The following is a 17,479-nucleotide window of genomic DNA, read 5'->3' on the forward strand; positions in this document are numbered from 1 at the left end:
CCCCGCGCTGCGGCAAGGCAAGCTCAGCGGTCCAGTTCACCGCGCAGCTTCAGCATCAGTTTGGTCAGCGTCGCCTCATAGTGATCGCTGGTCAGCCTGCCCGCCTCATCAAACTCCTTGCTGGATCCCGCCAGGTGCACCCCCGGCCCAGTCAGGATCCGCGGCTGGAACGGCACCAGAAAACCGCGCAAAAGCGCCTGCGCCAGCTCGCCCCCGGCCCGGCCTGCCGCCGCCGACATCACCGCCACCGGCTTGTCAGCCCAGGGGTTGCCCTCGGTGCGGCTCACCCAATCGAGCGCGTTTTTCAGCACGCCGGACGGGCCTTTGTTGTACTCCGGGGTGGAAATCGCCACCGCATCCGCTGCCGCGATCTGATCCGCCAATAGCTGCACTGCAGGCGGGATGCCGTCCGCCTCTTCGGCGTCGCCGTCATACAGCGGCAGGTGCAGATCCGCCTCAACCACGGTCGCGGGGCCGAATACCCGCGCAGCTTCGGCCAGCAGTTTGCGGTTGGTGGCCTCGCGGCGCAGGGAGCCGGAAATGGTGAGCAATACGGGATCAGCCATGGGGTATTCCTTCTGTTCGCGTCTCTGTTGCCCTTATCATGTATGAAGCAGCCCGTATCAGGGAACAGCAATCACCGCGCAGGCCCTGTGCAGCGTGACGTAAACCGGCACCCCCTGAAACGAAAACAGCCCGCCCCGGGGAGGGGGCGGGCTGCCGAACATACAGTCAGGTGCCGGATCAGGCCGCCTGCGGAATCACCACCACCTCGACGCGGCGGTTGCGGGCTTTGCCGTCGGGCGTCAGGTTTGAAGCCACCGGCTGCTCTTCGCCGCGGCCGATGATACGCATCCGGTGATAGGGCACACCGCCGGCCTGGATCTGGCTGGCCACCGCATTGGCGCGGCGCTCGGACAGGCCCTGATTATAGCCGGCATCGCCATCGCTGTCGGTATGGCCGATCACTTGGATGGTGCTGTTGGGATAGCGCACCAGGCTGTCGGCAACCCGGCGCAGGTCGCCCTGCACGGCCGGCGCCACAGCGGCGCTGTCGGTGGCAAATGTCAGATCGTTCGGGAAGGACAGGATCAGCCGGTCGCCGGTGTTGACGATGGTGATGTCGTCATTGGCCAGGGTCTGGCGCAGCTCGCGTTCCTGCGCGTCCAGCTGGTTGCCGATCACCCCGCCGGCAGTCGCCCCGACCAGCGCGCCGGTCACAGCCCCCAGGCCCCGGTCCGAGTCATTGGCGATGGCGCCGACGCCGGCGCCGATGATGCCGCCCAGGATTGCGCCCTGCTGAGTGTTGCTGCCCGGCGTGCCAACGGTTGCCGGATCGGTGCAGGCGCCCAGGCCCAGTGCTGCGGCAACAATACCTGCCGTGGTGAGTTTCATCTGCATCATCAAATTGCCTTCTGTTTTCTCAGACCCGGGCAACGCCCGGCATTCCGAACGAATATCGGGGTGCCGCGCCGCCATCTCAAGTCAGGATCCGCAATCATGGGCGAAATACCGCGCAAAATCCGCCTAAGCTCCTGTTATGGCGCAAAGGCAAAGTCCCAGCCTTCCTGCTCCATCCACAGCTTGCGCAAGGCGCCGGCCTCTGGCGCAAAACTATCCTCCAGCAACTCCGCTGCCAGCATCCGGTCTGTGCGGAAATGCCGGAACCCGCCGCGCAGCTCGCACCAGGCAGCCAGCATGGTGCATTCAATGTGGTAGATCAGCGCCAGGGGGCGCAGGGTCCGGCGGCTTTCACCCCGCTCCGGGCTTAGATAGGTTAGGTGCAGCTTGCAGCTGTCCCGCACCGCCTGGCGCAGCAGACCCTTGGATACACAACCCTGTTCGGGATCATCCAGCGGTGCCCCCCAGGGCGCCACCTGCAACCAGTCGGCGGTGGCATGCACATCCTTGATCTTGTGGCTGACCCGTTCCGCGGCCTTTTGCAAGGCGCCGTCACCTGTGCGCATCAGCATCGCCAGCCCCACATGCAGCGCTTCCAGCTCTTCCTCGTCGAAATTCAGCGGCGGCAGGTCATAGCCTTTGCGCAGCATGTAACCGATGCCGGCCTCCCCCTCGACCGGGGTGCGCATCGCCTGCAAGGCAGAGATATCGCGGTAGATGGTGCGTTTGGAAACCTCCAGCTTTGCTGCCAGATCCTCGGCCCGCAGCGGGGCAGCGGCGGATCGCAGGATCTGGATGATTTCAAACAAGCGGCCGGTGCGCGGCATGGGCAGGCTCCAGTGACAGTCTGCTGACACCCTAGCACAATCCACTGACAACAGCCTGTCAGCAGTGGTCTGGTTATCTGCACTTCCGAGAAGGAGACACACTATGCTGACTTATGAATGGATTTCCATGATCACCCTGGGCAAGGACCGCTGGGACACGCAGCACCATCTGCCGAAACCTTATGAGGCGGAACGCGAAGCCGCCCGCCAGCGCCACGAAGCCCGGTTAACGGCCAAACCGTCACACCCGGGCCTGCTGCAGCGCCTGTTCAGCCGGCAGCGCGCATATCATCTGCCGCAGCCTCCTCGTCCCGCGCCGCCTCATAAGCAAGCATCGCGCGCTTAACCGGCAGGCCCCAGTGGTAGCCGCCCAGCGCCCCGGATTTGCGCAGGGCCCGGTGGCAGGGAATCAGCCAGCTGACCGGGTTTCGCCCGACTGCTGTTCCAACCGCGCGCACGGCCTTTGGGGATCCAATGGCCTGCGCCAGCTCGGAATAAGTGGTGACGTGACCTGATGGAATGCGCAGCAGCGCTTCCCAGACCTTGATCTGCAGTGGCGCCCCGATCATGTGCAGCGCGGTCTCGCCTTTTTGGGCAAATGCAGCCTCTGCCAGCGGGCGCAGGGCTGCAGGATCCTCGACGAATTCCGCCTGCGGCCAGCGGGCGCGCATGTCCGCCATGGCGGGCTCCGCCCCGGTTTCGGCAGCAAACCCCAGCCCGCAGATGCCCTTTTCCGTGCCCATCACCAGCGCCAGGCCAAAGGGGCTGTCGAACCAGCCCCAAAAGATCCGCAGGCCATCCCCCTTGCGGGCATATTCGCCAGGGCTCATCGCCTCCCAGCGCAGGAACAGATCATGCAGCCGGCCGGATCCCGACAACCCTACAGCGTGCGAAGCCTCCAGCGTGGTGAACCGCTCGCGCAGCAGCGCCTTGGCATGGCCCAGCCGCAGATACTGCTGGTAGCGTTTGGGCGAAACCCCGACCCAGGAGGAAAACAGCCGCTGAAAATGCGCCGGGCTCATATCCATACGGGCGGCCAGCTGCTCCAGCGTCAGATCCTCGCCGCCGTCGTCGATCAGCTCAATCGCCCGGCGCATGACGCCGTAATGATAGGTGTTTTCCCGTGTTTCGATATTCATCGGCCCAACCTGTTCTGACTTACGAACCAACTTACTACGCCCGCTCCGGCCGTTCGACCCGGAACTTGCGAAATCCCCTGCTCCGCGCACTCGCCTGGAAAACGGGGCCGGGGCGGGGCGGAAAAATGCTGTAAAAACCGCCGCCGCAAACGCAGCATTAAAAGCCGCCCGCCTGCTCTCTTACATGCCGCCGCAAACTGCCCCGGCACCGCAATTTCAATTGCTCTTTAAGGTCTGACCTGTACATAAACGCTGCCATGGCAAAGCAACTCGACTATCATACGCTGCGCGAGATTTTCACGCGCTTCCAGGCAGCTGAGCCCGAACCCAAGGGCGAGCTGGAACATGTCAATGTCTACACGCTGGTGGTGGCAGTGGCGCTTTCGGCGCAGGCGACCGATGCCGGTGTGAACAAGGCAACCCGCGCGCTGTTCAAGATCGCCGACACGCCGCAAAAAATGCTGGATCTGGGCCTTGAAGGGCTGACCGAACACATCAAAACCATCGGCCTGTTCCGCCAGAAGGCCAAGAACGTGATCAAGCTCAGCCAGATCCTGGTTGATGACTACGGCGGCGAGGTGCCCAATTCCCGCGCCGCATTGCAATCCCTGCCGGGGGTGGGCCGCAAGACTGCCAATGTGGTGCTGAACATGTGGTGGAAACAGCCCGCACAAGCAGTGGACACCCATATCTTCCGCGTCGGCAACCGTTCCGGCATTGCCCCGGGCAAGGATGTGGACGCCGTGGAACGCGCGGTGGAGGATAACATCCCGGCGGATTTCCAGCAGCACGCCCACCATTGGCTGATCCTGCATGGCCGCTATCACTGCAAGGCGCGCAAACCGATGTGCGGCAGCTGCCTGATCCGCGATCTGTGCATGTATGAAGACAAGAACCTATAAACCTTTGGCGCGGCATATTTTCCGAACCGGAACCGCTCCGGATTTTCCCGAGGAGGGACCATGACCAAAACCTATCAGCTCGTCGGTATCGGCAACGCCGTCGTCGATGTGATTGCACAATGCGAAGACAGCTTCCTGGCCGAACAGGGCATCGAAAAAGGCATCATGCAGCTGATCGAGCGCGAGCGCTGCGAGGATCTTTATGCTGCGATGGGCAACCGGGTGCTGACCCCGGGCGGCTCGGTCGCCAATACCATTGCCGGCGCCGGCGCGCTGGGGCTGCAGGCTGCCTTTATCGGCCGGGTCCGCGGCGATGCGCTGGGACAATTCTATGCCGATGCGATGAACAACGAAGGTGTTGCCTTTGTGAATCCGCCGGTTACGGACGGCGAGCAGCCGACGTCACGGTCAATGATCTTTGTGTCGCCCGACGGTGAACGCTCGATGAATACGTATCTGGGGATTTCTTCGGAACTGAGTTCGGCGGATGTTCCCGAAGACGCCGCCGGGAAGGCCAGGATCATGTTCCTGGAGGGTTATCTGTTCGACAAGGACAAGGGCAAGACCGCCTTCATGGAAGCGGCCCGCAAATGCCGCGAGGGCGGCGGCCGGGTCGGCCTGTCGATTTCCGACCCGTTCTGCGTTGAACGGCACCGGGACAGCTTCCTGAGCCTGATCGGCAACGAACTGGATTTTGTGATCGGCAACCAGGACGAGATTTGCGCGCTGTTTGAAACCGACGACCTGGAGGCCGCGATGGCCAAGACCGCCGCGATCTGCCCGCTGGTAGTCTGCACCAGGTCCAGCGACGGGGTGACCGTGCTGAATGACGGCGTGCGCATCGACGTGCCGGTCGAAGCCATTGTGCCTGTCGATGCCACCGGCGCGGGCGACCAGTTTGCCGCCGGCTTCCTGTTCGGCATGGCCACTGGCCGCAGCCTGGAAGTCTGCGCCCGGATGGGCTGCATCTGTGCAGGCGAAGTGATCCGCCATATCGGCCCGCGCCCGGAAACCAATGTTCTGCACCTGCTGGAGGAAGCCGGACTGGCCTGAAATCAGCGGCGTTCTCCCGCCCGTCGAACCAGCACCTGACGGTGCAGTCTCTCCCGTTGGGGGTGGCGCAGAGCGGCAAAGCCGCTCTGCGCCACCCCCGCCCCGCCGTCCGCAGGACGCAAGGGCGCCAGCCCGCGCAGCCCCCTTACTTCAGCGCATTTGGACTTTTGGCGTCAGCTGTCAGCCGCCGCCTGGGCTTTGCTCAAAAGCGCCTTGAAGGTCTCAACCTCCTGTGTCCCCAGCCCCTCCAGCAGCCGCGCCTGCGTCTGCACATGCGCGGTTACCGCCCGGTCAACCAAGGCAAGGCCTTCCTCAGTCAGCCCCACCAGAAAACTGCGGCTGTCCTCCGGGTTCACGTCGCGCTTGACCAGCCCGTCCGCTTCCAGCCGGTCGATCCGGTTGGTCATCGTGCCTGAGGCCACCATTGTTGCCTTCAGCAATTCGCCCGGTGACAATGTGTAAGGGTCTCCCGAACGGCGCAGCGTGGCCAGCACATCGAATTTGGCCGCATTCAGCCCGAACTCTGCAAAGGTCGTGTGCATTCCGCGCTGATACGCCAGGTACAGCCGCGCCACCCGGCCAATCACGCCCATGGCCGTGACATCAAGGTCCGGCCGCTCCCGTTCCCATTGCTGGGTAATATAATCCACATGGTCCATGTCCCCGGTTTAGAAGATTGCATCTTGACGTCAAGATAAAATCCATTATCTCGACATCAAGATAAGGAGAAACCCATGCCCATCCGGACCCTTCTGCTGACGGCGCTTGCCCCTGCCATCTGGGGCAGCAGCTATATCGTGACGACATCTCTGCTGCCCGGCCATTCGCCGCTGGTGGTGGCCTTGCTGCGGGCGCTGCCTGCGGGGCTTTTGCTGCTGCTGCTGGTGCGCCGGCTGCCGCCGCTCAACTGGCTGCCGCGCCTGGCGGTGCTGGGGGCGCTGAATTTCTCACTGTTCTGGGTGCTGCTGTTTGTATCCGCCTACCGCCTGCCGGGCGGCGTTGCCGCGACGCTGGGTGCGGTGCAGCCGCTGACCGTGGTGTTTCTGTCGGCACTGGTGCTGAAATCGCAGATCCGCGCCGCCGCCGTTGCCGCCGCCCTGCTAAGCATCGCCGGCGTTGCTCTTTTGGTGCTGACCCCTGCGGCCGAACTCGACACATGGGGCGTGCTGGCCGGCCTAGGCGGGGCGCTGTCGATGGCTGGCGGTGTGGTTCTGAGCCGCAAATGGCAGCCGCCTGTGCCGCCGCTCACCTTCACTGCATGGCAGCTGACCGCAGGCGGGCTGCTGCTGGTGCCGGTGACGCTGTGGATGGTGCCGGAGATCCCCGTTTTCACCGCCGCCAACATCGCCGGCCTCGCCTATATGAGCCTGATCGGCGGCGCGCTGACTTATATCCTGTGGTTCCGCGGCCTGGCCCGGATCGAACCCTCGCAGGTGTCTTTGCTCGGCGTCCTCAGCCCGCTGTCGGCAGTGATCCTGGGATGGCTGCTGCTAGGTGAGACCCTGACGCCCAACCAGATGCTGGGCGCCCTGCTGGCCCTGTTCAGCCTGTGGCTTGGCCAGTCGCGGCTGCGCTTGCGCGCCAAACGGCACGCAGCCCCGGCAGAGTAACCCCGGTCACCGCGGCATTGCAGGCTCGCACGCCTTGCCGCGGTGGCAATCCAGAACCTGCCGCCGCACTTCAGACGTATCGGCAAACACAAACCCGCCGCAGGCACCCGCCCGGATCACCAGATCCTGCCCGCGCTGTTCGGCAAAGAACACCTGATCCGTACCCGAGGCCATGCCGCCACACCAAGGGCCTAGGCATTCCACCTCAAGCACTGCCGGCACCTTGACCCGTCCGGAGAAATACTTGCCGTCCAGCATCTTGCCTGACAGCTGCGCCGGAATGCGGGTCAGCGGCGGCGTGTCATTCGGATTGTCAGCATGGGATTGCGGCAGCAGGCTTTCGTCGAACCGCAGTTCGCCCGCGATGATGTTATAGACGCTGTCCGACTTCGCGGCCTGCAGATAGGCATCTGCCGGTCCCCAAGGAAGGCAGCTGAGGGCGGCAGCTGAATTGGCGAATATCGTCACAACCATTGCCGCGATCAGAACGCTTAGGGCGGCGCCTGACCTTGGGGAGGTGCAAAGCGCTTTCCCGCGGGGAAGGTCAGGCGCCGCCCGGCCTTTCGGCCGGACTGAACAGCTAAAGAGAGGCCGAAGCGATCCCATCTCACAAATACTCCCTGAACTCAGCTACCACCCGCGCATAAACCTCGCGCTTAAACGGCACGATCTTCTCAACCAGCTGCGCCACCGGCTGCCAGCACCAGGCCGAGAATTCCGGATGATCCGTCTCGATATTGACCTGATCATCCGTCCCCAGAAACCGCATCAGATACCACTTCTGCTCCTGCCCGCGGTACTTGCCGCCCCAGAACTTGGGCACCACGTCATGCGGCAGGTCATAGGGCAGCCAGCCATCGCTTTCGGCGATAATCTCGACCAGCTCCGGCGCCACCCCGGTTTCCTCTTCCAGTTCACGCAAGGCCGCCTCGCGCGGGTCCTCCCCCGCATCAATCCCGCCCTGCGGCATCTGCCAGGCGTCCTTGTAACGGTCCTTGCGCTGACCGACAAAGACCGCGCCCCCGGCATTGATCAGCATCACTCCAACATTCGGGCGGTAGGGCAGCTTGGCAATCTCTTCTGGCGTCATCAGGCTCTCCTAGGCATTCATTGCTCAACCTTAGACCGCTTGCCGCGGGGGCACGCAAGGGGGTGACGCGGCGTTTGCACGTGACAAGCAGCCCCCGCACCATGATCCTAAGCGGCAACTGCCAGGGAGAGTTTCAGATGACTGCGTACCCCAACATGCTTGCCCCGCTGGATCTGGGCTTTACCACGCTGAAGAACCGCGTGCTGATGGGCTCGATGCACACCGGGCTGGAGGAAACCGGCGACTGGAATCGCGTTGCCGAATTCTATGCTGCCCGCGCCCACGGCGGGGTCGCACTGATGGTCACCGGCGGTATCGGCCCGAACCTCGAAGGCTCGGTGCTGCCCGGTGCCTCAATGATGACCTCGGCCAAAGACGTCGAGAACCACCGCGTGGTGACCGACCGCGTGCACGAAGCAGGCGGCAAGATCGCCATGCAGATCCTGCACGCTGGCCGCTATGCCTATGGCCCGAAATGCGTCGGCCCCAGCCCGGTGAAATCGCCGATCTCCCCCTTTCCGCCGCATGAGCTGGACGAGGACGGTATTGAGAAGCAGATCGCCGACATCGTCAACGCCGCCCGCCTGGCGCAGGAGGCAGGCTATGACGGGGTCGAGATCATGGGGTCTGAGGGTTATTTCCTCAATCAGTTCCTGGTCACCCGCACCAACAAGCGGACCGATCGCTGGGGCGGGTCTTATGAAAACCGGATGCGGCTGCCCATCGACGTGGTGCGCCGCACGCGTGAGGCTGCGGGCCGCGAGTTCATCATCATCTACCGGTTGTCGATGATCGACCTGGTGCCTGAGGGCTCCACCCACGAGGAAGTTGTGAAGCTGGCGCAAGAGGTTGAAAAGGCCGGCGCCACCATCCTCAACACCGGCATCGGCTGGCACGAGGCGCGCATTCCGACCATTGCCACCTCGGTTCCCCGTGCCGCCTTTGCCTGGGTTACCAGAAAACTGATGGGCAAGGTTGGCATTCCGGTGATCACCTCCAACCGTATCAACACGCCCGAAGTTGCCGAAGACGTGCTGGCAACGGGCTGCGCCGACATGGTGTCGATGGCGCGGCCGATGCTGGCAGATGCGGATTTCGTGGCCAAGGCCAGGGGTGGTCAGGCCGGCCATATCGCCCCCTGCATCGCCTGCAACCAGGCCTGCCTCGACCACACCTTCAGCGGCAAGCTGACGTCCTGCCTGGTCAACCCCCGTGCCTGCCACGAGACCGAGCTGGTGATCGAACCCGCCGCTGCGGTGAAAACGGTGGCCATCGTGGGCGCAGGCCCCGCGGGCCTAGCCACTGCAGTCACCGCCGCCCAGCGCGGCCACCAGGTCACCCTGTTCGACCGGGCAGATGAAATCGGCGGCCAGCTCAACATGGCCAAACAGGTGCCGGGCAAAGAGGAGTTCTGGGGCCTGGTCGACTGGTACCGCACCATGGTGGCCGAGGCCGGCGTCACGCTGGAACTGGGCCGCGAAGTTTCCGCCGGGGACCTGACCGGTTTTGACGAGGTCGTTGTCGCCACCGGTGTCATCCCGCGCGATCCGGCCATTCCCGGCCAGGACGGGGACAATGTCCTCAGCTACATCGACGTGCTGCGCCACAAGAAACCGGCCGGACAACGGGTTGCGGTGATCGGCGCCGGCGGCATCGGCTTTGATGTTTCGGAATTCCTGCTGGAAGAGGGCCACAGCCCCGCCACCGATCTGCCCGCCTGGATGAAGGAATGGGGCGTCACCGACCCGGCAGAGCACCGCGCGGGTCTCGCCCCTGAAGGCCCGCAGCCTGCCGCCCCTGCCCGCCGCGTAACGCTCCTGCAGCGCAAGGCGGAACGCCATGGCAAGCGGCTGGGCAAGACCACCGGCTGGATTCACCGCGCCACGCTCAAGATGAAGGACGTGGAATTCCTGGGCGGCGTGAACTACGAGCGCATTGATGCGGACGGCCTGCATGTTTCCTTTGGCGACGCGCGCGAAAATCCCACCCTGGTTCCCGCAGACACTATCGTTCTATGCTCCGGCCAGGTCTCCGAACGGTCGCTTGCAGATGATCTGGCAGAGCATGGCATTACTGCACATGTGATCGGCGGCGCCGACGTCGCCGCGGAACTGGACGCCAAGCGCGCCATCAACCAGGGCACGCGGCTGGCGGCGGAACTCTAAAGGCAGGCAAGGCGCTCCCGCCTGCGGCTCCAGGTCCTGACGGACCCGGCCTGCAGTTGGGTCCGGCCGCGCCTGCGGCGCGGCGGATGGCAGCGCGCAAAGGCGCGCTGCCACGCCCAACGGGCGCAGAGCATGTTTCATGCTCCTAAGCCGGGCGGGAGCCGCCACCCGGTGCACCGTCTTTTTCCACAGCCGCCACAAGCTGCCTCCCGGCCGGGTTCCCCCGGAACGGGCATCAGTTGCAATTCAGTCCCGGTCAACCATGCATTGACCGGCTGTCCGCCGGCGCTTGCACCCGGTCCGCCATGCCATAGTCCCGGACCACCCCGGCCACCCGCAGCCGGTAGCCCGCAAAAATACCGCTCCGGCCCCTGCTCTGCGCCGACCGGTGCTCTGCAACCTCGCGCCAGCGATGCACCGCAGCTTCATCCCGCCAGAAGGACAGCGACAACAGCTTCTCCGGCGCGCTCAGGCTTTGGAACCGCTCAACTGAGACAAACCCGTCCACCTGTTCCAACTGCTCTCGCAGCGCGGCCGCAGTCTCCAGATAGATCTCTTTTTGCCCTTCGGCGATTTCCACTTCAAACATCACGGCTATCATGTCCCCCCCTCAACCAGCCCCATGCGGCGCCGAGGCCAGTTTCAGCCAGGTCCGGTCCTCGCGCAGTAAAAACCGCTCTTTCTGCGCAAACTCATAGTTCTCGCGCCCTAAGGGGTCCGCCGCCAGCCGGGCACGATAAGCTTCATACTCAGCAAGGTTCTCCACATTGTAGATACCATAAGCCAGTGTCGACGACCCTTCGTGCGGCGCAAAATACCCGACCAGATCCGCGCCGCAGCGCGGGATCGCCTGCCCCCAGTTGCGGGCGTAGCGTTCGAACTGCGCCCTCTTGGCAGGGTCGATGCGGTAACGGATAATGCAGGTCAGCATGTTAAAGTCCTCAGTTTGTTCAGGACCTCCTGCCTAGCCCGCACCGCGGCCTGGATGCTTCGGTGCAGACCGAAACGTTACTCCACAGTGGTGGTGATCAGTTCAGAAACAACCGGCGTGGCGTGCGGCACATGGCCAGCGTCGCCCGGCATCAGCTGCAGCATGTGGCGCCGGAGCGCAGCCGGTGCTATCTGATCGGCCTTTCTCCAAATGTGTGATTTTTGTTTGCAGGATCAGGTCAGAGATTGTAGTCGGCTGGTGAATTAACCCAAACCGCCGCCTTTTCCTGCGGTTTCAAAGGATCCAATATGCAAACTGCATCGTTTCTTGGCCTGCTCGCGGCAGGTTCGTTGTTCCTGTCGGGCTGCGTTTCACCGGACGTTGTCACCACAAATAATGTCGATGACGCTTCGCTGACCTGCGAAGGAATCAAGACCCAGATGGGCCAGCTTGATGAAATCCGTGCCGAGGCCAAAAAAGGCAAGACGGCATCTGGAAAGAACGTTGCGGCGGCACTGTTGTTCTGGCCGGCCGTGATTGGGAATTATGCCAACGCAAACGAGGCGCTGGATGCGGCAAACAAACGTCACGAAGTGCTGGTCAGTCTGGCAAAGAAGAAGCGTTGCAAGTTCGAAGCCGCTTGAGTTCCGGGGTGTAAACAGGAATGCAGGGGGTCTTCTTCCTGCATTTTTTGTTTCTGGTCTTTGCCGCAGCCGGGCATGACGGGTAAACTTGTAACCTGCAGCCATTCCCGAATAGAAGCAGACCGTCTTGCCCAAGACCTTTCCGACCCCGAAGCTGGTGATCTTCGACTGCGACGGCGTTCTGGTGGACAGTGAACCGGTCTCGAACCAGGCGATGGCAGACAACCTCGCGCGCCACGGGCTGGACCTGACCTTAGAGCAGGCAATGGCGCATTTTACCGGCGGCACCATGGCGGGTGTGATGGCAAAGGCCCGCAGCCTGGGCGCGGACCTGCCGGAAAACTGGATCGCAGAAATCTATGCCGAGACCTATGCCCGGCTGAAAGAAGGCATACCGCTCACAAAGGGCATTCCTGATCTGCTGGCACGGCTTGATGCACATGGCATTCCGGCCTGCGTGGCCTCCAACGGCAGCGAGGAAAAGATGCGCATCACTTTGGGCCAGAACGGGCTGTGGGAGCGGTTCCACCCGCAGGCGATGTTCTCAGCCCAATCGCTGGGCGTGGCCAAGCCGGAACCGGGATTGTTCCTGGCCGCCGCCAGCCACTTCGGTGTGCAGGCGCGCGATTGCCTGGTGATCGAGGACAGCGGCAGCGGCGTCACCGCCGCGGTGCGCGCGGGCATGCGCTGCCTCGGGTATGCTCCGCAAGGCGGCGGCGGCCGGCTCTCCGCGCTGGGGGCTGAAGTGTTCAACGATATGGCAGAAGTGCCGGCCCTTTTGTCGATCTGAGGCCGTTGTGGTATTGTCGCCCGCATGGAGCAGACATTGCGCACCCCGTTTCTGCCCTCCCTTGCAGAGACTGAAACCAGGACAAGACCCAAGCCGAAACCGCTGCGGGCACCGCTGTTCATTCAGGACGCGGTAACCCCATGGGCAGGCAGCACTATGCTGCTGACCCTGTGGCGGCAGCAGGAAGCAGAGGACCGGGACGGTTAGTCCCAAAGCCCGCTACTGCTTCTTTCTGGTTGAAAATACCCCGGGGGTGCGGGGGCCGGCCCCCGCCCTGACAGCCTTACCCGTAGGTCGGGTGGAATTTCCCTGCCGGCGACAGGGTGAAAATATCAGCCCCGTCTGCAGTGACCCCGATCGAATGCTCAAACTGCGCTGACAGCGACTTGTCGCGGGTCACGGCTGTCCATTCATCCGCCAGGATCTTGGTCTCCGGGCGGCCAATATTGATCATCGGTTCAATGGTGAAGAACATGCCCTCTTCCAGCACCGGGCCGGTACCGGGGCGGCCATAGTGCAGCACGTTGGGCGGCGCGTGAAAGACCGTGCCCAATCCGTGGCCGCAGAAATCGCGCACCACGCTCATCCGCTGGCTTTCGGCGTAGACCTGGATCGCATGGCCGATGTCGCCAAAGGTATTGCCGGGCTTCACCGCCTCGATGCCCACCATCAGCGAATCATGGGTGACCTGGATCAGACGCTCGGCCTTGCGCGGCAGCTTGCCCGCCACAAACATCCGCGACGTGTCGCCGAACCAGCCGTCGACAATCACAGTCACGTCAATGTTCAGGATGTCGCCATCCTTCAGCTTCTTGTCGCCGGGGATGCCGTGGCAAACCACATGGTTCACCGAGATGCAGCTGGCGTGCTGATAGCCTTTGTAACCGATGGTTGCGGACTTGGCGCCGGCCTCCTCAACCTTTTGGGTGATCAGGCGGTCGATCTCGCCAGTGGTCTGGCCCGGAAACACATGCGCGGCAATCTCGTCCAAAATACGCGCCGCCAAGGCACCCGCCTTGTGCATGCCGGCAAAATCGCCGGCTTCATGAATGCGGATGCCGTCCTTGGTTGTGCGGCCGTCTTTCGATCTCATCAGGCGGAGCTCCATCGGGTTTTGTTCCGTAGCTATCTAAGGGGTCTTGGCCAAAAGGGCCAGAGGGGGCAGCGGCGGCTTGTTGGAACTTTTTCAACCCTGCTGCGTTGGGCCGGGAGAGCGGAAACAGCACAAGCCAGGAGGAATGCAGCGGCATGGATAACATTGATGACCTGATGAAGACTGAGATTTACGGAGGAAAATCACTGGCAGATCTGGTGACGCTGGAATTTCTGGCGCAGGCCTTGGGCAACGTGCTGGCCGCAATTGCCATTCTTCTGGCGGGCTTCATCGCTGCGCGCTGGGTCAAGCGGCGGATCGTGGCCCTGGGCGATACCCACGCCAAACTCGATGTGACCCTGTTTCATTTCCTCGGCAATCTGGCACGTTATGTCATTCTCGCCTTTGCGGTGCTGTTTGTTCTGAATACATTTGGCGTCAAGACCACATCGATTGTGGCGGCCATCGGTGCCGCCGGCCTGGCGATCGGCCTGGCCATGCAGGGGGCGCTGTCGAATGTGGCAGCAGGCGTGATGATCATCCTGTTCCGCCCGTTCAAGCTGGGTGATTTCATCGATGTGAACGGCGAAACGGGCACGGTGCATGAAATGACCCTGAACAATACTGTCATCGCCAGCCTCAGCAATCTGAAGGTGATCATCCCCAACTCCGAGGTTTGGGGCAATACCATCACCAATTACTCCGCCTTCGGCACCCGCCGGGCAGAGTGGACTTTTGGTGTCGGCTATGGCGCCAATCTGGCCACGGCAGAACAGGTGATCCGCGACACAATCATGGCCGACAGCCGCTCGCACAGCGATCCGGAACCCTTCATTCAGGTCAATGCGCTGAACAGCAGTTCGGTGGATTTTCTGGTGCGTGTCTGGGTCGATGCAGCCGAGCACTTTCAGTATCAGGCCGACATGAAGCGCAAGGTCAAAGAAGCGCTGGATGCAGCCGGGGTCGATATTCCCTTCCCGACCCGCACGCTGGTTCACGCCGAACCTGCCAGCCAGGAAGACGCAGCCAGCAAGGCCGCCTGACCAGAAGGCCGGCGTTGCTAATGTGCAGCGGCGACCGGCGCGCCGGCCTCGACCCCCTGCGGCGTGATCCTGGTGCCCAGCACCAGCCGCTCCACCCCGGCCGAATAGGCGCGGGCAAAGGCGGCGGCATAGGCCGGGTCGATATCTGCAGCCAGTTGAAACCGGTCGCAGTCGGTGCGCTGCACCAGATACAGCATCACAGCCCGGTGGCCCTGGGCCGCCATATTGGCCAATTCGCCAAGGTGTTTTGTGCCGCGGGCGGTGACGCTGTCCGGGAATTCCGCCAGGCCCGGTTCCCGCGACAGCGTCACGCTTTTCACTTCGACATAGCAATCCGGCAGACCGTCTTGCTGCAACAGAAAGTCGATGCGGCTCTTCTCGCCGTATTTCACCTCGGGGCGCACGGTCTTGTAGGCGGCCAGTTCGCTGATTTCTCCGGCTTCCAGCGCAGCCCGCAGGGCGCGGTTCGGAACCGAAGTATCAACGCCGGTGAAATGCCCGTCCGCGTGCTCAACCAGCCGCCAGCCGTATTTCAGCTTTTTCTTCGGGTCGTCGTTCGGCTCCAGCCAGATCTTCATGCCCGGCTCCGCCAGCCCCATCATGCTGCCGGGATTGGCGCAATGGGCGGTAACCTCGCGCCCGTCCTCCAGCCGGCAATCGGCAAGGAACCGTTTGTAGCGGCGGATCAGCACGGCGGGGATCAGAGGGGTTTCAAAGCGCATGGGCTTAGGCCTATATCTGCGAAGACGAGGTATCAAGGGAGGAAGACCATGGCCAATCCAACAGCTGCCATGCTGGTCATCGGGGATGAAATCCTGTCGGGCCGCACCCGCGATGCCAATATGCACTATCTTGCGGGCGAGCTGGCCAAACACGGCATAGACCTGATGGAAGTGCGCATTGTCAGCGATGACGAGGCCGCGATCATAGCCGCAGTGCAGGCGCTGGCCGGGGCATATGACCATGTATTCACCAGCGGTGGCATCGGTCCAACCCATGACGACATCACCGCAGACTGCATCGCCAAGGCGTTTGACGCGCATCTGGACGTCCGCGATGACGCCCGCGCGATCCTGCAGGCGCATTATGACACTCAAGGCTTGGAATTAAACGAGGCCCGCCTGCGGATGGCACGCATTCCGGAGGGCGCCGCGCTGATCGAAAACCCGGTCTCGGCCGCGCCGGGGTTCACCCTTGACAATGTGCATGTGATGGCCGGTGTGCCGCTGATCTTTCAGGCGATGGTGGCCAGCGTGATACCAACCCTGACCGGCGGCCAGCCGATGCTGTCGCAGACCCTGCGGGTACTGCGCGGCGAGGGCGAGATTGCCGGACCGTTGCGCAAGCTGGCCGAGACTTATGAGGATCTGTCAGTCGGCTGCTATCCGTTCCAGAAAGACGGTGCCTTTGGCGCCAATATCGTGATCCGCGGCACCGATGGCGCACGGATTGATGCGGCGATGACCGAATTGGCAAAGGAGCTGGAGCAGTGACCACCGATCCCCGTTACTATGCCGTGACCGACGCGACATGGCCGCCTGCCTCCACCCGCGGCCTGGGCCCCGTGACCCTGCGCGACGGCCAGGGCGGCGGCAGCCGGGTGTCGGCGGCGACGGTACACGGCACTGCCTCGGACGCGGAGATTGCCGCAGCTGAAGACGCAATGCGCGCGATGGGCCAGGATTGCCTGTTCATGATCCGCGATGGCGAGACGGAACTGGACGCGCAGCTGGCGGCACGCGGTTATGCGGTCAAAGACCCGGTAAACCTGTGGACTTGCCCGGCCGCGCAGTTGACGGACATTCCGGTGCCGCGGGTCACCGCCTTTTGCGTCTGGGAACCGCTGGCGATCCAGCGCGAGATCTGGGCGCAGGGCGGCATCGGGCCTGAACGCCTGGCGGTGATGCAGCGGGTACAGGGGCCAAAGACCGGGCTGCTGGCACGCCATAAGGACAAGCCCGCCGGTGCCGGGTTCGTGGCCATTCACAATGGGGTGGCAATGGTCCATGCGCTGGAAATCCTGCCGCATCAGCGCCGCTGCGGCATGGGCGCCTGGATGATGCGCCAGGCGGCATTCTGGGCGCTGGAAAACGGTGCAGCCGAGCTGGCGGTTCTGTGCACCAAACGTAACGAGGGCGCCAACGGGCTTTATGCTTCCCTCGGCATGAAATGCGCCGGACAGTACCACTACCGGATTTTACAGGAAGGCCATTGACCGATGCGTGACCAAACCCCGCCCACAGCCCTGGATCTGCCGATGGCGGACCCGTTGCCGCCAGAGACGCAGAAGTATTTCGATATCTGCGTCGAGAAGCTGGGCTTTGTGCCCAACGTGCTTAAGGCCAATGCCTTTGACATCGACAAGCTGAATGCCTTTACCGCCATGTACAATGACCTGATGCTGGCGGACAGCGACCTCAGCAAGCTGGAGCGGGAGATGATCGCGGTGGTGGTCTCGGCGATCAACCGGTGTTTCTATTGCCTGGTGGCGCATGGCGCAGCTGTGCGGCAGCTGTCGGGCGATCCGGCTTTGGGTGAAATGCTGGTGATGAACTACCGGGTGGCGCCCCTGGAAGCACGCCAGCGCGCAATGCTGGATTTTGCCGCCAAGATGACCACTGCCAGCGCAGAGATTGAGGAAGCGGACCGGCAAGGCCTGCGGGATGCAGGCTTCAGCGACCGGGACATCTGGGACATTGCCAATGTTGCGGGTTTTTTCAACATGTCCAACCGGGTGGCCAGCGCCACTGCCATGGTTCCCAACCCGGAATACCACAACCAGTGCCGCTAG

Annotated in this window: 22 protein-coding genes; 11 read left to right on the top strand and 11 right to left on the bottom strand. The window is 63.0% G+C overall.

Features of this window, described 5'->3' with window-relative positions; all coding sequences use genetic code 11:
* Nucleotides 1-23 precede the first annotated feature (23 nt).
* From K3557_RS15990 to K3557_RS16005, 4 genes are all read right to left on the bottom strand, one after another.
* Nucleotides 24-566: an NADPH-dependent FMN reductase gene (locus K3557_RS15990; protein ID WP_259994970.1), complete on the bottom strand. Its 543-nt coding sequence runs from the start codon at nt 564-566 to the stop codon at nt 24-26.
* 178 nt (nt 567-744) lie between these two features.
* A complete protein-coding gene (locus K3557_RS15995) occupies nt 745-1,404 on the bottom strand; it encodes an OmpA family protein (RefSeq protein ID WP_129372080.1) in 660 nt (219 codons plus the stop codon).
* A gap of 134 nt (nt 1,405-1,538) precedes the next feature.
* Nucleotides 1,539-2,228: a YafY family protein gene (locus tag K3557_RS16000; RefSeq protein ID WP_259989617.1), complete on the bottom strand. Its 690-nt coding sequence runs from the start codon at nt 2,226-2,228 to the stop codon at nt 1,539-1,541.
* A 269-nt stretch (nt 2,229-2,497) separates the two neighbouring features.
* Nucleotides 2,498-3,367: a bifunctional helix-turn-helix domain-containing protein/methylated-DNA--[protein]-cysteine S-methyltransferase gene (locus tag K3557_RS16005; protein ID WP_259994973.1), complete on the bottom strand. Its 870-nt coding sequence runs from the start codon at nt 3,365-3,367 to the stop codon at nt 2,498-2,500.
* Between the two features lie 257 nt (nt 3,368-3,624).
* Between K3557_RS16005 and nth the strand changes: the two genes are divergently transcribed.
* Nucleotides 3,625-4,269, top strand: a complete 645-nt coding sequence (gene nth / locus K3557_RS16010) for an endonuclease III (protein ID WP_259989612.1) — start codon at nt 3,625-3,627, stop codon at nt 4,267-4,269.
* 60 nt (nt 4,270-4,329) lie between these two features.
* Nucleotides 4,330-5,322: an adenosine kinase gene (locus K3557_RS16015; protein WP_259994975.1), complete on the top strand. Its 993-nt coding sequence runs from the start codon at nt 4,330-4,332 to the stop codon at nt 5,320-5,322.
* Nucleotides 5,323-5,495: 173 nt separating this feature from the next.
* Here K3557_RS16015 and K3557_RS16020 read toward each other — a convergent pair whose 3' ends face one another.
* A complete protein-coding gene (locus K3557_RS16020) occupies nt 5,496-5,981 on the bottom strand; it encodes a MarR family winged helix-turn-helix transcriptional regulator (RefSeq protein ID WP_259989608.1) in 486 nt (161 codons plus the stop codon).
* A 75-nt stretch (nt 5,982-6,056) separates the two neighbouring features.
* Between K3557_RS16020 and K3557_RS16025 the strand changes: the two genes are divergently transcribed.
* Complete coding sequence (locus K3557_RS16025; RefSeq protein ID WP_259994976.1) at nt 6,057-6,932, top strand: DMT family transporter; 876 nt, start codon at nt 6,057-6,059, stop codon at nt 6,930-6,932.
* Between the two features lie 6 nt (nt 6,933-6,938).
* On the opposite strand, the gene K3557_RS16030 is transcribed toward K3557_RS16025, so the two are convergent.
* Nucleotides 6,939-7,406 (bottom strand): hypothetical protein, encoded by a 468-nt coding sequence (locus K3557_RS16030; RefSeq protein ID WP_259994978.1) that lies wholly within the window; start codon nt 7,404-7,406, stop codon nt 6,939-6,941.
* A 133-nt stretch (nt 7,407-7,539) separates the two neighbouring features.
* On the bottom strand, nt 7,540-8,022 hold the full coding sequence (locus K3557_RS16035; protein WP_259994980.1) for an RNA pyrophosphohydrolase: 483 nt from the start codon (nt 8,020-8,022) through the stop codon (nt 7,540-7,542).
* A 137-nt stretch (nt 8,023-8,159) separates the two neighbouring features.
* Between K3557_RS16035 and K3557_RS16040 the strand changes: the two genes are divergently transcribed.
* On the top strand, nt 8,160-10,187 hold the full coding sequence (locus K3557_RS16040; protein WP_259994983.1) for an NADPH-dependent 2,4-dienoyl-CoA reductase: 2,028 nt from the start codon (nt 8,160-8,162) through the stop codon (nt 10,185-10,187).
* A gap of 256 nt (nt 10,188-10,443) precedes the next feature.
* On the opposite strand, the gene K3557_RS16045 is transcribed toward K3557_RS16040, so the two are convergent.
* Both K3557_RS16045 and K3557_RS16050 read right to left on the bottom strand, forming a co-directional pair.
* On the bottom strand, nt 10,444-10,788 hold the full coding sequence (locus K3557_RS16045) for an antibiotic biosynthesis monooxygenase (RefSeq protein ID WP_259994985.1): 345 nt from the start codon (nt 10,786-10,788) through the stop codon (nt 10,444-10,446).
* A gap of 9 nt (nt 10,789-10,797) precedes the next feature.
* On the bottom strand, nt 10,798-11,118 hold the full coding sequence (locus K3557_RS16050) for an NIPSNAP family protein (RefSeq protein WP_259989598.1): 321 nt from the start codon (nt 11,116-11,118) through the stop codon (nt 10,798-10,800).
* 308 nt (nt 11,119-11,426) lie between these two features.
* Here K3557_RS16050 and K3557_RS16060 point away from each other — a divergent pair, with 308 nt between their 5' ends.
* The 3 genes from K3557_RS16060 (at nt 11,427) to K3557_RS16070 (ending at nt 12,759) form a co-directional block, all read left to right on the top strand.
* Nucleotides 11,427-11,762: a YgdI/YgdR family lipoprotein gene (locus K3557_RS16060; RefSeq protein WP_259989597.1), complete on the top strand. Its 336-nt coding sequence runs from the start codon at nt 11,427-11,429 to the stop codon at nt 11,760-11,762.
* A gap of 127 nt (nt 11,763-11,889) precedes the next feature.
* Nucleotides 11,890-12,552, top strand: a complete 663-nt coding sequence (locus K3557_RS16065) for an HAD family phosphatase (RefSeq protein ID WP_259994987.1) — start codon at nt 11,890-11,892, stop codon at nt 12,550-12,552.
* A 24-nt stretch (nt 12,553-12,576) separates the two neighbouring features.
* The gene (locus K3557_RS16070; RefSeq protein ID WP_259994989.1) at nt 12,577-12,759 is read left to right on the top strand and encodes a hypothetical protein; all 183 of its coding nucleotides are present in this window, start codon (nt 12,577-12,579) and stop codon (nt 12,757-12,759) included.
* A gap of 76 nt (nt 12,760-12,835) precedes the next feature.
* Here the strand turns inward: K3557_RS16070 and map are convergent, their stop codons facing one another.
* Nucleotides 12,836-13,645, bottom strand: coding sequence for a type I methionyl aminopeptidase (gene map / locus K3557_RS16075; protein ID WP_259994990.1), 810 nt, complete (start codon nt 13,643-13,645; stop codon nt 12,836-12,838).
* Nucleotides 13,646-13,800: 155 nt separating this feature from the next.
* Between map and K3557_RS16080 the strand changes: the two genes are divergently transcribed.
* Entirely contained in the window at nt 13,801-14,688 is an 888-nt protein-coding gene (locus tag K3557_RS16080) for a mechanosensitive ion channel family protein (RefSeq protein ID WP_259994991.1), read from the top strand.
* A 17-nt stretch (nt 14,689-14,705) separates the two neighbouring features.
* Here the strand turns inward: K3557_RS16080 and sfsA are convergent, their stop codons facing one another.
* Nucleotides 14,706-15,410, bottom strand: coding sequence for a DNA/RNA nuclease SfsA (sfsA, locus tag K3557_RS16085; RefSeq protein ID WP_259994992.1), 705 nt, complete (start codon nt 15,408-15,410; stop codon nt 14,706-14,708).
* Between the two features lie 48 nt (nt 15,411-15,458).
* Here sfsA and K3557_RS16090 point away from each other — a divergent pair, with 48 nt between their 5' ends.
* Genes K3557_RS16090 through K3557_RS16100 form a run of 3 tightly spaced genes read left to right on the top strand, consistent with a single transcriptional unit; the run spans nt 15,459 to nt 17,479 of the window.
* Complete coding sequence (locus K3557_RS16090) at nt 15,459-16,181, top strand: molybdopterin-binding protein (protein ID WP_259994993.1); 723 nt, start codon at nt 15,459-15,461, stop codon at nt 16,179-16,181.
* Complete coding sequence (locus K3557_RS16095; RefSeq protein ID WP_259994994.1) at nt 16,178-16,903, top strand: GNAT family N-acetyltransferase; 726 nt, start codon at nt 16,178-16,180, stop codon at nt 16,901-16,903. Before K3557_RS16090 ends, K3557_RS16095 begins: the two co-directional genes overlap by 4 nt.
* Before the next feature lie 3 nt (nt 16,904-16,906).
* The gene (locus K3557_RS16100; RefSeq protein WP_259994995.1) at nt 16,907-17,479 is read left to right on the top strand and encodes a peroxidase-related enzyme; all 573 of its coding nucleotides are present in this window, start codon (nt 16,907-16,909) and stop codon (nt 17,477-17,479) included.

This window comes from Leisingera sp. M523 (genome assembly GCF_025141335.1).
GTDB lineage: Bacteria > Pseudomonadota > Alphaproteobacteria > Rhodobacterales > Rhodobacteraceae > Leisingera.

Excerpts from the sequence above, each read along its gene's own strand:
- nth (WP_259989612.1), top strand. The coding sequence starts at position 3,625 with ATGGCAAAGCAACTCGACTATCATACGCTGCGCGAGATTTTCACGCGC.
- sfsA (WP_259994992.1), bottom strand. The coding sequence starts at position 15,410 with ATGCGCTTTGAAACCCCTCTGATCCCCGCCGTGCTGATCCGCCGCTAC.
- K3557_RS16025 (WP_259994976.1), top strand. The coding sequence starts at position 6,057 with ATGCCCATCCGGACCCTTCTGCTGACGGCGCTTGCCCCTGCCATCTGG.
- K3557_RS16080 (WP_259994991.1), top strand. The coding sequence starts at position 13,801 with ATGGATAACATTGATGACCTGATGAAGACTGAGATTTACGGAGGAAAA.
- K3557_RS16030 (WP_259994978.1), bottom strand. The coding sequence starts at position 7,406 with ATGGTTGTGACGATATTCGCCAATTCAGCTGCCGCCCTCAGCTGCCTT.
- K3557_RS16100 (WP_259994995.1), top strand. The coding sequence starts at position 16,907 with ATGCGTGACCAAACCCCGCCCACAGCCCTGGATCTGCCGATGGCGGAC.
- K3557_RS16070 (WP_259994989.1), top strand. The coding sequence starts at position 12,577 with ATGGAGCAGACATTGCGCACCCCGTTTCTGCCCTCCCTTGCAGAGACT.
- K3557_RS15990 (WP_259994970.1), bottom strand. The coding sequence starts at position 566 with ATGGCTGATCCCGTATTGCTCACCATTTCCGGCTCCCTGCGCCGCGAG.
- K3557_RS15995 (WP_129372080.1), bottom strand. The coding sequence starts at position 1,404 with ATGATGCAGATGAAACTCACCACGGCAGGTATTGTTGCCGCAGCACTG.
- K3557_RS16045 (WP_259994985.1), bottom strand. The coding sequence starts at position 10,788 with ATGATAGCCGTGATGTTTGAAGTGGAAATCGCCGAAGGGCAAAAAGAG.
- K3557_RS16005 (WP_259994973.1), bottom strand. The coding sequence starts at position 3,367 with ATGAATATCGAAACACGGGAAAACACCTATCATTACGGCGTCATGCGC.
- map (WP_259994990.1), bottom strand. The coding sequence starts at position 13,645 with ATGAGATCGAAAGACGGCCGCACAACCAAGGACGGCATCCGCATTCAT.
- K3557_RS16035 (WP_259994980.1), bottom strand. The coding sequence starts at position 8,022 with ATGACGCCAGAAGAGATTGCCAAGCTGCCCTACCGCCCGAATGTTGGA.
- K3557_RS16060 (WP_259989597.1), top strand. The coding sequence starts at position 11,427 with ATGCAAACTGCATCGTTTCTTGGCCTGCTCGCGGCAGGTTCGTTGTTC.
- K3557_RS16040 (WP_259994983.1), top strand. The coding sequence starts at position 8,160 with ATGACTGCGTACCCCAACATGCTTGCCCCGCTGGATCTGGGCTTTACC.
- K3557_RS16090 (WP_259994993.1), top strand. The coding sequence starts at position 15,459 with ATGGCCAATCCAACAGCTGCCATGCTGGTCATCGGGGATGAAATCCTG.
- K3557_RS16015 (WP_259994975.1), top strand. The coding sequence starts at position 4,330 with ATGACCAAAACCTATCAGCTCGTCGGTATCGGCAACGCCGTCGTCGAT.
- K3557_RS16020 (WP_259989608.1), bottom strand. The coding sequence starts at position 5,981 with ATGGACCATGTGGATTATATTACCCAGCAATGGGAACGGGAGCGGCCG.
- K3557_RS16000 (WP_259989617.1), bottom strand. The coding sequence starts at position 2,228 with ATGCCGCGCACCGGCCGCTTGTTTGAAATCATCCAGATCCTGCGATCC.
- K3557_RS16050 (WP_259989598.1), bottom strand. The coding sequence starts at position 11,118 with ATGCTGACCTGCATTATCCGTTACCGCATCGACCCTGCCAAGAGGGCG.